Here is an 11,380-nt window from a genome sequence, read left to right on the forward strand (position 1 = left end):
ACTTGCACCGACAGATGCCTCGCTGGTCTGTGATCTGGTAACGGCGAGGTCGCGCTCATTGCCATGCGAGCCCGGTTCAAGCGCGCTGTGGCCGATTGCAGCGACTCGGAATTTCTTTCGACGAAACGACATCTGCTGTCGATCACCAGCGGCATTGACCGGACAACGGCGGCCACGCAAAAGATGGCCGCGCAATTGGGCGTCTAAGCCCGTCGCTCGCCATTTCATCGGCCGATCTTGATGCGCGGGAGCAATATTGGATATTGAAGATCGGCACTTAACCAGTAGGTAATTTGCAATCAGCCAGTTGTGCTAACTTCACGATAGTGCTCTTCTGTCCGAATTATCTTGGGAGGGCGATATGAAATCTACAATTCTTGCCGCCATGGCGGCTTTGACCATGTTGGCATTTTCGGTGGATACCTTCGCACACGGCGGCGGCACCGATGCCAATGGGTGCCATACCAACCACAAGACTGGCGAGTATCACTGCCACTGATATCAGGACCAAATTGCGTGATTTGGGTTCGTGCGAGTAGGCATATTCGCGGCGCCTAGATAGCAGCGTTGCTCACCGTGGGGGCGCAGATGAGAATTCGAAGGCTGTTCCACTTGGGCACATTGATGCTTGCGGCGGCATCAGCTACGCCATGTCATGCGCAGGGGACTTTCGGAGGAAATGACTGCACCGAAGATTGTTCCGGGCATAAAGCTGGCTACGACTGGGCTGAGCAAAATCAGATTTCCAACGACAGCGACTGCAGCTCAAACAGCCAATCATTTAATGAGGGCTGCCAAACATTCGTTGAAGACCCGTCTCGCGGTTCGGACGAAGACGATGAAGGCGAAGAGATAGACGACTGAGATACAGCGCTGATTCGGATAAGGATCCAGCCGGCGGCTCCGTCGTGTAGGCGCGGTCGCTTTTGGTGTGGCATCTTTCATCGGCTGCGCTCATGCCGAAGACGCGTGCGACCCAAACTACGCGGGAGCCTGCGTTCCAATCGCCAGCGACGTCGATTGCTCCTCCGGAAAGGGCAATGGTCCGCCTAGGTACGCGGCCCGGTCACTGTTGTCGGCACGGATATCTATGATCTGGACCGCGACGGCGATGGGATCGGCTGCGAAAACGTCTAGAGCCACGCTACGGCTTGGACGGCCCTGTCCCGTTCCACTGGATGAACGCCACTTCCTTCCCGGTGACTTCCCGCACGGCTTTCAACAGCACCTCATGCAGGACGCGCGTCTGCCGGTAGTGGTCGCTATGGGGCGATATAAACGGCTTGATGATACTTAAGTGCAGTGCCTCCGCTGCCGTCACAAAGCGCTCAATTTCAGCCTGTGATAATTGCTGCGAACCTTTCGACCTGGCCATGTCCTATCCTCGAAATCTCTCTGTGTGCCAGACGACCTTGCCGTCGATCTTCATCGGCTTGTGGATCATCAAGCGCTTCGGCAGATGCTCGGGATGCACCTCCAGCAAGGTAATTTTGATCTGTGGCTTGCAGCGGTTGCAGTCGAATTTCAGCTTCTGAGGATCGACGCCTCCGCCATAGACCATCATCAGGTCGGCCGACCGGCAGTAGCGGACGTTGCCGCAACTGCACTCAGCCTTTACAAGCATGTTGTGCCGGGTCGCCTTTCCCAGCGTGTCGATCGGGTCGTGCGCCATAACGCCTAAAAGAGGAACATATTCCTCATCAGTCAAGATCATCTTGACTCTGTCGTTCTCATTTTGTTCACTGTCGGCACGATAGCCACAGGACGCGAGCCATGCAGCTCAGTTTAGAGATCAAGGGCGCTCTGCCTGAAGAAAAACAGCGAGGGATCGAAGCCGCAAAAGCTGTCTTTGCCGCAGCTGGGATATCGCCTGAGCAGGCGGCCGATGGAATGTTCGCGTTGGAAGGCTGGGATGACGCCAGCTTTTCGGCCGACGAAGAGCCTAATGATGATGACGACAACGCGGCGAGCGTTTGGATGGATGCGAACAAGGCGGCAATTGCTGCATGCTGCGCCGATTGGCCTGTGGACGCAGTCCCGGAAAACCACCTTTTCTTACAACTGGTAGAGTGACACCAGCCGCCGGAAGCCGTGGCCGCAGCGAAGGAGAGAAACTAATGATTGAGGTGCTTTACACCGCCGAGAAACGGCAAGACGAGCTGATTGCCAATATTATGCGCGACCGCCCGGAAATCGAGAAGGCGGTCAAGAAGGCATGCAAGGTCTTAAACAAGCTTACTCCGGACGGTGCCCTATATGCGAGTGGCTGGATTATTGCCGATCTAATCGTCAGCCTCATGCCTAGCGAGGAAGAGGCAAGGGAGTTGTCCCGCATCGTGCAAGGCCAGATCCAACGCGAATTCAAGACCGCATACACTAACTTGGCGCGCGGGACTGTGAATTAGCGGGGTTTGCGAAATCAGGGGCAAGTAATGTGCGGTCGCTTCACCAGATACCTGTCATGGTCTGAAATCCACCGGCTATACCGACTGACGGCGCCGACAGAAACCGGCCGCAATGACGAGCCACGCTACAACATTGCGCCGACCCAGGATGTCCCGTTCGTAACAGCCGGCGAAGACGGCAATCACAAGCTCCGCGAAGGGCGCTGGTGGCTGGTCCCCTTCTGGGCAAAGGAGATGCCGAAGGCGGCGATGTTTAATGCGAGAATTGAGGGCATCGAAACAGCTCCGGCCTTTCGCGACGCCTTCAAATCGAAGCGCTGCCTGATCCCGGCGGATGGCTTCTACGAATGGACCATTTCACCGGCGGACGGCAAGAAAGATCCATGGCACATTTACCAGCCAGACCACGCGCCCTTCTCGTTCGCCGGCCTCTGGGCCTACAATTCCAATCTCGACATCACCAGCTGCACCATCATCACAGAGCCTGCGGGCGACCCGATGAAGCAGTTGCACGATCGGCAGCCGCTCATCCTCGACCAAGCCTACTATGACGCGTGGTTGGATCCTGCGACACCCAAGGACAGTCTCAAGGACATTCTCCGCCACGACATCGACGGCGAGCTTCAATTCAATCGCGTTGGTCGTGAAGTGAATACGAGCGCCGTCAACAAATTGCCCAACGACTATCCCGGCCTGGTCGGGCCGATCAACCCGTTATGAGCGACGAACCGAGCCGGCTTGCCGAAGGCATGACAGCGCCGCCGCGCGACCGACGACGCGTTGCCAATCATCCGTGCGAGCACCCCGGCTGCGATAAGGATGGAGGTTTCGGCTTTGCCCGGCCGCGGCAGCCATCGCACTGGTTCTGCCTGAAGCATCGCGACGACGGGGAACGGTTCCTCTAGGAGGTTTGAATGTCGGACAATATGCTGCCCACGCAGACTAAGCCGAAGCTGATTGTGGTCGTTGCGTTTGATCGAGGCGAAGACGGCGAGCTTTTTGCCGCTTACGGTCCCACCGACCAGCAGAGCGAAGAACGCGCAGTCCGCACGGCTAAGGCTCTGTCGTCAGGCCACGTTGGTGTCATAGCCTGGAGCCGTGATGCAGACCCAGCGCTCGGTGACTATGGGCCGCCCACGACGCTATTCGTCTGCGGCGACGTTCCGGACATGGATTAGCCAGACGTCACGGGTCGGGTCGGCCCAAGGCCTATCGTGCGTGTGTTGCCTAGTTTGCCGACCTTGCGAGACTCGGCCGGGCCAGCATCGCCCCGCCAGTGGTTGATGCTGCCCCACATGTGCCTCATCTCACACGCCCGCTGCACTACCTCCACTTCGTCGCCGACCTGCTGCACCTCAATGGCCATGACGTGCGCGACTCTTTCAGACCAACTCGCCGATGTATCGGCCAATCCTATCGTCGCCGATCAGCGGCGACACAGTCGAGAAAAGCAAATGCGCGCGAACGATGCCGGTCGCATCCATATCCTGAATGCAAACGATGACCGCCGCGGACGGGGACAGTCGGTCCCGCGTCCCGTCCTGCGGCCGGCGCTATGCTGACGCTCCTACGGCTGTCCTGTTAACCGCCCGCGGCGGGGGCGAATTTCCTCCGTCCCGCGCGCGACAATGTCCGCATTCGCGGACGCGCGCAGGACTGCGGCTTATACGCCGTTCTTCCTTTGAGCGCCGACGATCGCCGGCGCGGGATGCTTGGGCATGGAACCGAATCCCAGGCAGGGTATTGAATCGGACCATGGACCCGAGATCCGCATGTCGGCTGTAGATGGCACCCTCAGCATCAGCAAAAGGCGCACACGGCGCAGAGACTCAGAATCTATCCCTACATATCCGCTGCCGGCATTTCGGTCCTTCCAGCTCTGCACATTGACTGACCACATACCGGTGGGCGGGGATTGGCTCTTCGAGATGAAGTTCGATGGCTATCGTGCCCAAGTCGCCATCTCCGGCTCGAACGTTGTCGTCTATACCCGCAATGGCCACGACTGGACCCGACAGTTCAAGGTCATCCTGCCGCCGCTTCAGAGACTGACCAAAGGCGCGGTTCTGATCGATGGTGAGATCGTCGCCATCGACAGCCAAGGCCGCTCGAACTTCTCCATGCTGAAAACCGGCATTGCCGCGGGTATGCCCCTCAAGTTCTACGCCTTCGATCTGCTTGAATTCGATGGTGAAGATCTGTCGACCCTGCCGCTCCTCGAGCGCAAGGCGCGACTTGAGTCCCTGCTGGGCGCGCGCCGCCCTGACGACATTCTGCAATTTTCCAGCCACATCGTCGACCAGGGCAGAACGGTGTTCGACGCCATGTGCGAGGGCGGCCACGAAGGCGTCATCGCCAAGCGCGCCGACAGCTCCTACGTCGGCGACCGCACCGGGAGTTGGCTCAAGATCAAGTGCACGAAGCGACAGGAATTCGTCGTCGGCGGCTACCGCCCAAGTGACACAGGACGTGGCATGGCATCGCTGATCCTCGGCACTTACGACAATGGTCAGCTCATTTATCGCGGCCGCGTCGGCACTGGGTTCACCCAGGCGATGCGCAAGGACATCCTCGCGAAGCTCGAGAGACGCCGTGTTGACAAACCGGCTTTCGCGTCCGTTCCGCGAGACATTGCCCGCCGTGCCAAGTGGGTGAAGCCCGAGCTAGTAGCCGAGGTCACCTATGCCGAAGTGACACCGGACGGCAGCTTGCGGCATCCAAGCTTCGAGGGCATGCGCGAAGACAAGCGAGCCGACCAGGTGGTGATGGAAATGCCGAAGACGCCGGCAACTCTTGGCTCCGCCAATCTGGACCCGGGAACCGGCAAGGAGATCGCCGCTGCTATCGGCGTCAAGCTGACGCATCCAGACAAGGTCATGTATCCCGGGACCAAGGTGACCAAAGCCACGCTCGCCGCCTACTACGCCCTCGTCGCCGAGAAGATGCTGCCGCACATCCAGGATCGACCGCTGTCGCTGGTGCGCGATACCGATGGCGACCTGCAGCAGACCTTCTTTCAGAAGCACAGACTGCCCGGCATGCCCAAGGCCATCCATGACGGCCAGTTGGAGAAGATGTCCGGGAAGGAAAGCCGCATCTTGTGGGTCGATGACCTGGCTGGGCTGATCGCAGGCGTCCAGATGAACGTGCTCGAATTCCACATCTGGGGAAGCCTGCGCCAGCAGCCGGATCTGCCGCATCGCATGATCTTCGACATCGACCCCGACGAAGGCTTGGGCTTCACTGCCGTCAAGCAGGCAGCCCTCGACATTCGAGGCATTCTGGAAGCGCTTGGACTGCAGTCGTGGCCGTTGCTGTCCGGCGGCAAGGGCGTTCATGTGGTCGTGCCGCTCGTCCCCGAGGCAGACTGGGACGAGGTCAAGAGCTTCTGCCAAGACTTCGCCGAACTACTGGCCCGTACAGATCCGTCGCGCTTCCTCGCCAACATGAGCAAGGCGAAGCGCAAGGGCCGAATATTTCTCGATTACCTGCGCAACGGCCAGGGCTCCACTGCAATCTGTCCCTGGTCCACTCGGGCACGCGCGGGGGCGGCGTGCGCGGTGCCCGTCAGTTGGAAGGAGTTGCCCTCCTGCGAAAGCGCCAACGGTTTCGATGTTTTCGCCGCCGCCGCGCGGGCTCAGTTGCCCGAAGCCTGGGAGGGCTATTTCGACGTCGAACAAACGCTTACCGATCGCATCCGCCACGCAGTCCGGTAGCAATAACCAAACCAGATGGTTAGCGACATTTGATTTGGCGCGGACCGCCTTTGCCCAAATTCGAGAGCGTCCCCCTTCTACGGCAGGTCCCCGCAACGCCGTCTAGAGTGAGAGTACGGACCGGTTTGCCGTGACGGGTTGAGGGCTGGAGGAGAGGCCTCCGGCGCCCGTCGCGGAGAACCGCGATGTCTAGACATTACGCTCGCGCCGGCGCCGACCGGTCAAGCCTCTATGACGATATCACCAACAAGATCATCGCCGAACTGGAAGCAGGCCGCTTTCCCTGGGTGCAGCCCTGGGGCACGGCGGCGGCGCAAGCGCCCCTTGCTATGCCGGCCAATGCCGCGACAGGCCGCGCCTATTCCGGGATCAACGTGCTGATCCTGTGGGGTGCGGTCGTCGAGCATGGCTTTCCCATCCAGGGCTGGCTGACTTTCCGCCAGGCGCTATTGCTGGGCGGCCATGTCCGCAAGGGCGAACACGGGACCACCGTCGTCTATGCTGACCGCTTCATCCCTGACGACGAGAAGCATCGCGCGCGGGAAACCGGTGAGGCGGCACTGGCCATACCGTTCCTGAAGCGCTTCATCGTGTTCAACGTGGCGCAATGTGAAAATCTGCCCGACGTTCTGGCCGCGGCTCCGCCTGCACCAGAGCCCGGGTTGATCGAGCCTACAGTCGAGACGCTGATTAAGGCGACAGGTATCGATTTCCGCATCGGTGGCAGCAGTGCCTATTATGTGCTGGCGCAGGACTACGTGCGTGTGCCTCCCCCGCAGGCCTATTTTGAGACCATCGACTGGCACCGCACCGCCCTGCATGAGCTTGGCCATGCGACCGGCCATGCCTCCCGCGTCGGCCGTGACCTCGGTGGCGCCTTTGGCACCAAGAGATATGCTTTCGAGGAATTGGTCGCCGAGATGAACGCTGCCTTCTGCTGCGCCTCGCTTGGCATCGTGCCGACCGTGCGCCACGCCGACTACCTGGCCTCCTGGCTCGAGATCCTGCGCGAGGACAACCGCGCCATCGTGCGCGCGGCCTCCCAGGCCAGCAAGGCGGCCGACTGGCTGCTCGCCTTCCTGCCGCAACCTGGCAGCGGAGCAAAGGCAGGCTCCGCCGAGGTCGATATGGCCGAGATCGACAGGAGGGCGGCATGATCCTCCTCTCCGAGGAACAGCGCGAGCGCCTCCTCTCCAATGGCCGCGAACGCAACGCCGATCACGTGCCGGTGGTGAAGCTCTTCAACCCGCTCGGCGAAGGAACCTAGCTCGCGACCGAGCTGGATGCCGATGGCGACGCCATGTTCGGTCTCGCCGATCTCGGCTATCCCGAACTGGGCAGTTTCTCACTCCTCGAGATGACGTCGGTCCGGCTGCCCTTCGGCATGGGCATCGAGCGTGACATTCTCTTTGCCACAGACCTGCCGATTTCGGTCTGGGCAGAGGCCGCCCGCCGGGCCGGAAGCCTTCGCGACGCGGAACGCGTCCAGGCCGCCCAGGCTGGTCGGGAGGACGCGTGAGATCTCAGCTTGAATCCGCAAAGCCGCAGATGCGCAAGTGTCTGCGGCCCTGTGCCCCCCGGGATCTTCCTTTGCGGCGTAGTCCTCAGAGTGAGAGGGCTGCGCCTTTCTTTGTGACGGGTTTGGAGGTTGAGAGAGTCTCGGCCGCCCGTCGCGGAGATAGCCACATGGTTACGCCCAAGCAGAAGATCACCCTCAACGCCTCGCGTGATATCCCCTTCAACAAGCTGATGCTGAGCCAGTCCAATGTCCGGCGCATCAAGCGCGGGGAAACGATCGAGGACCTTGCCGCCTCGATCGCACGGCGTGGTCTGCTCCAGAGCCTCAACGTCCGGCCGGTGCTGGACGGCGAGGGCAATGAGACCGGCATGTTTGAAGTGCCCGCCGGTGGGCGCCGCTATCGCGCGCTGGAACTGCTGGTCAAGCAGAAGCGCATGATCAAAACCGAGCCAGTTCCCTGCGTCGTCACCAACGCCAATAGTGAGGTCCCGATCGAGGAGGATTCACTTGCCGAGAATTTTCAGCGCGAGGATTTACATCCGCTCGACATGTTTCGCGCCTTCCAGACCCTGCACGACCAGGGTGCCAGCCATGACGAGATTGCGGCACGCTTCTTCGTCTCCGCAACGTTCGTGCAGCAGCGCCTGAGGCTGGCCAGGGTTTCGACCAAGCTGCAGGAGGTTTACGAGCAGGATGGCATGAAGCTCGAGCAGCTCATGGCCTTCACCGTGACCGACGACCACACGCGTCAGGAGCATATCTGGGAGGCGCTCGAAAACTCCTGGTCGAAGGAGCCGCAGCAGATCCGGCGCCTGCTGACGGAGACCACGGTGCGAGCAAGCGATCGCCGGGCGCTGTTCGTCGGTGTCGACGCGTATGTGGCTGCCGGCGGCGTGGTGCTGCGCGACCTGTTCGAGGCCGACAATGGCGGCTGGCTGCAGGACCCGGCTCTGCTCGACCGCTTGGTCCGCGACAAGCTGAAGTCGATCGCCGACGAAATCGCGACGGAGGGCTGGAAGTGGATCGTGGTCGATGTCGATCTGCCTTATGACCATAATCACGGTCTGCGGACACTGGCCGGCACCCCCGTCGATCCGACCGACGCAGAGCGGGCGGAACGCGAAGCCCTGCGCGCGGAGTACGAACGGCTGGAAGCCGAGTATGGCGAATCCGACGAACTCCCCGACGATGTCGATCAGCGCCTCGGTCAGATCGAGACCGAGCTTGAGGCCTTCGAGAGCCGGCCGATGAACTACGATCGGGCCGAGATCGCCCGCGCCGGTGTGTTCATCAGCATCGATCGTGATGGCGATCTCGTCGCCGATCGGGGCTATGTTCGCCCCGAGGACGAAGCCATGCAGGCGGTCGAATGCGACTCCGGCGAGCCAGGCTGCGCCACCGAGAACGAGGATAGCAGACACGATCCTTCGGTCCGCCGCGCCATCATCACCAACGGCGCGCAGGCGCCCGAGCCTGAGGAGGATGACGGCGACGCCATCAAGCCGCTGCCCGAGCGCTTGGTCATCGAACTCACCGCCCATCGCACGTTGGCGCTGCGCAATGCGGTGGCCGAGAACCAGCATGTGGCCATCACGGCGCTGTTGCATCGGCTCGTCTTGGACACCTTCGGTCATCGCTCCGCGACCGGCTGCCTCGAGGCGTTCGTCCGACATGTCCACTTGCCGACGCAAGACGCCGAGCTGAAAGACAGCCTCGCGGCCAAGGCGATCGATGAACGCCACGAGGCGTGGAAGGGCGACATCCCACTCGGTGACGATCAGACCCTGTGGGCCTGGCTCGATAGCCTCGATGAAGCCAGCCGCCACGCGCTGCTGGCGCACTGCATCAGCTATGGCATCAACGCCCTGTTCGAGCGGCCCAATCCCTATAGCGGTAGCGGCATCTCTCAGCATGGGCTGGATCAGCGGCTGCGCGAGGCCGACCGGCTGTCTCGTGCCACCGGGCTCGACATGGTGGGTGCAGGCTGGCGCCCGACGGTCGACAACTATCTCGGCCGCGTCACCAAGTCCCGCATTCTCGAAGCCGTGCGCGAAGGCGCCGGCGTCCAGGCGTCCCAGCTCATCGACCATCTCAAGAAGGGGGACATGGCCAAGGAGGCCGAACGCCTCCTGACCGATAGTGGCTGGCTGCCCGAACCGCTCCGTCTGATCGATCAGGACGCACCGGCCGCGCAGCCGGACGAGGGGGAGGAAGCTGATCTGCCCGAATTCCTCGTCGGCGATGACGACTCGGCGGCATCCGATGAGGTCACCGCTCACGCCGTCGCTGCCGAATAGCACCCGTCGACAGGGCGGCTCCGGTCGCCCCGTTCCCCCTTTACCTCACGGCCTGGCGCCCGCCGGGCCATTTTCGTTTCAGGAGACACCCATGTCTGCCCACATCGTCTATGACAACGCCCCGCTCGGCTCACTGATCCGCTACTGGGACGGCACCCCCAAACCGCCCGCGCGCTTCACCCGCAAGCTCGCCGACTGGGGCCGTCGCAACGGTCTCGGCCGCCTGGTGCGCAAGGCATCGCCGCGCGACCGTCCGACCTACTGCGCCCCGGCCTCGATCACGCTCAACGAAGGGAACTTTTCCTCCGGCGGCATCATCCTCGTGACCGTTATGCGTAGCCACTCGGTCGACAGCGCGCTCAGCTTCGAGATCGTCGAGCGACCCGCGATCGGTATGGTCCGGGTCCTGCAGCAGATTGGCGACGACGACGAATTGTTGCACCTCGCCGAGAGCCGGGAGGCGGCCGCACTCTGGTTGGCCAAGACCGGGTACCGCAATGCGCGTCTTGAAGACGTCACCGCTGACGAAGTCGGCGCCGACGTCGTCGAGGGGCGGGCGGCGGCGTAACCGCGAAACATCACACCTGCACGCATGGACATCAACCTCGACCCGCCACGGCCCGGGCTCGGAGACGAGCGCCGGGCCGCCTGTTTTTCAGGAGCAGCACGATGCCGCGATTCACTATCGAGACGACCTACCACCTGCCGATCTTCCGGCACGCAATGTATTCGGCTGACACGCCTGAGGTCGCCTGCCGGCTAGCCATCGAGGACGATGACTGGTCGGGACAGCGGGAGGATTGCGAGTCCTTGGGCGAAACCCATGTCACCGGCATCTGGGAGAGTGCCGGCCCCGCTTACCGTGGACAGGCCATTCCCGTTCCTGCACATTTCGGAGAAGCGGTGCAGCGCAAGGCCGCACAATTCGAACTCATGCTGGGCTTGCTCAAGATCATCGTCGGCGATACCCAGGCCCCCCGGCCGCCGTCGGGGTGGCTCGGCAAGGCCGAATGGGCGATCGCGCGCGGCGAAGCGATCCTCGAAGGCGCCCGCGATCCAGTTGAACCCGGGGATGCGCCATGAGCATTCCAGACCATGCCCGCAGCAATTTCCAGACGCTGCTTCTCTGCCGCCATCGACGGCAACCTCGCGCTGATGGAATGCGCCGACGCGGCGACCGGGCAGCGGCGTTATGTAATCTGCGCGGTCGGTCGGGAGGGCGCGGACTACGTGTTCACGCCGTTCGGCCATCTCGCCGATGGCAATCCCTATGATGCCTACCTGCCGCCCGATCCCGACGACGCCAATGGTTTCCTACAGAAGTCGGAGTCTGACGGCGGAATATGATCGAGGTCGGTCGATACCGGCAAGCGCTCCACCTCATGGCGGGGCGCTTGTTTTGTTTTGGCTTTTGCGGGGTCCTGAGAGGGAGAGGCAGGCCGG

The 11,380-nt window shown here is 61.8% G+C and carries 13 protein-coding genes and 2 pseudogenes; 13 read left to right on the forward strand and 2 right to left on the reverse strand.

The window, feature by feature from the left end:
* The first annotated feature begins 361 nt into the window (after nt 1-361).
* Together NKJ15_RS10170 and NKJ15_RS10175 are read left to right on the forward strand one after the other, a co-directional pair.
* On the forward strand, nt 362-499 hold the full coding sequence (locus NKJ15_RS10170) for a YHYH domain-containing protein (RefSeq protein WP_023669898.1): 138 nt from the start codon (nt 362-364) through the stop codon (nt 497-499).
* Between the two features lie 113 nt (nt 500-612).
* Nucleotides 613-864, forward strand: coding sequence for a hypothetical protein (locus tag NKJ15_RS10175; RefSeq protein ID WP_245263712.1), 252 nt, complete (start codon nt 613-615; stop codon nt 862-864).
* Nucleotides 865-1,144: 280 nt separating this feature from the next.
* On the opposite strand, the gene NKJ15_RS10180 is transcribed toward NKJ15_RS10175, so the two are convergent.
* Nucleotides 1,145-1,375, reverse strand: a complete 231-nt coding sequence (locus NKJ15_RS10180) for a hypothetical protein (protein WP_023696809.1) — start codon at nt 1,373-1,375, stop codon at nt 1,145-1,147.
* A gap of 3 nt (nt 1,376-1,378) precedes the next feature.
* Nucleotides 1,379-1,714 (reverse strand): hypothetical protein, encoded by a 336-nt coding sequence (locus tag NKJ15_RS10185; protein WP_352815067.1) that lies wholly within the window; start codon nt 1,712-1,714, stop codon nt 1,379-1,381.
* A 59-nt stretch (nt 1,715-1,773) separates the two neighbouring features.
* On the opposite strand from NKJ15_RS10185, the gene NKJ15_RS10190 reads away from it, so the two are divergent.
* The 11 genes and pseudogenes from NKJ15_RS10190 (at nt 1,774) to NKJ15_RS10240 (ending at nt 11,284) form a co-directional block, all read left to right on the forward strand.
* A complete protein-coding gene (locus tag NKJ15_RS10190; RefSeq protein ID WP_023696807.1) occupies nt 1,774-2,073 on the forward strand; it encodes a hypothetical protein in 300 nt (99 codons plus the stop codon).
* Nucleotides 2,074-2,117: 44 nt separating this feature from the next.
* Nucleotides 2,118-2,405: a hypothetical protein gene (locus NKJ15_RS10195; protein WP_352504270.1), complete on the forward strand. Its 288-nt coding sequence runs from the start codon at nt 2,118-2,120 to the stop codon at nt 2,403-2,405.
* A gap of 27 nt (nt 2,406-2,432) precedes the next feature.
* On the forward strand, nt 2,433-3,125 hold the full coding sequence (locus tag NKJ15_RS10200) for an SOS response-associated peptidase (protein WP_023696805.1): 693 nt from the start codon (nt 2,433-2,435) through the stop codon (nt 3,123-3,125).
* A gap of 194 nt (nt 3,126-3,319) precedes the next feature.
* Entirely contained in the window at nt 3,320-3,583 is a 264-nt protein-coding gene (locus tag NKJ15_RS10205; protein WP_023696803.1) for a hypothetical protein, read from the forward strand.
* Between the two features lie 540 nt (nt 3,584-4,123).
* Nucleotides 4,124-6,121: a DNA ligase D gene (gene ligD / locus NKJ15_RS10210; RefSeq protein ID WP_352815069.1), complete on the forward strand. Its 1,998-nt coding sequence runs from the start codon at nt 4,124-4,126 to the stop codon at nt 6,119-6,121.
* Nucleotides 6,122-6,306: 185 nt separating this feature from the next.
* Nucleotides 6,307-7,278: an ArdC family protein gene (locus NKJ15_RS10215; RefSeq protein WP_352815071.1), complete on the forward strand. Its 972-nt coding sequence runs from the start codon at nt 6,307-6,309 to the stop codon at nt 7,276-7,278.
* Nucleotides 7,275-7,640: pseudogene (locus NKJ15_RS10220) on the forward strand (DUF2958 domain-containing protein). Before NKJ15_RS10215 ends, NKJ15_RS10220 begins: the two are co-directional and overlap by 4 nt.
* 167 nt (nt 7,641-7,807) lie before the next feature.
* Nucleotides 7,808-9,937 carry a ParB/RepB/Spo0J family partition protein gene (locus NKJ15_RS10225; RefSeq protein WP_352815073.1) on the forward strand — a complete coding sequence of 710 codons (2,130 nt, stop codon included), beginning with the start codon at nt 7,808-7,810 and terminating at the stop codon, nt 9,935-9,937.
* Between the two features lie 91 nt (nt 9,938-10,028).
* Nucleotides 10,029-10,505, forward strand: a complete 477-nt coding sequence (locus tag NKJ15_RS10230) for a UCP036055 family protein (protein ID WP_352815075.1) — start codon at nt 10,029-10,031, stop codon at nt 10,503-10,505.
* Between the two features lie 101 nt (nt 10,506-10,606).
* Nucleotides 10,607-11,020 (forward strand): hypothetical protein, encoded by a 414-nt coding sequence (locus NKJ15_RS10235; RefSeq protein WP_352815076.1) that lies wholly within the window; start codon nt 10,607-10,609, stop codon nt 11,018-11,020.
* Nucleotides 11,017-11,284: pseudogene (locus tag NKJ15_RS10240) on the forward strand (DUF6117 family protein). Before NKJ15_RS10235 ends, NKJ15_RS10240 begins: the two are co-directional and overlap by 4 nt.
* Nucleotides 11,285-11,380 lie beyond the last annotated feature (96 nt).

It is taken from the genome of Mesorhizobium sp. M0207 (assembly GCF_040321995.1).
Classification (GTDB): Bacteria; Pseudomonadota; Alphaproteobacteria; order Rhizobiales; family Rhizobiaceae; genus Mesorhizobium.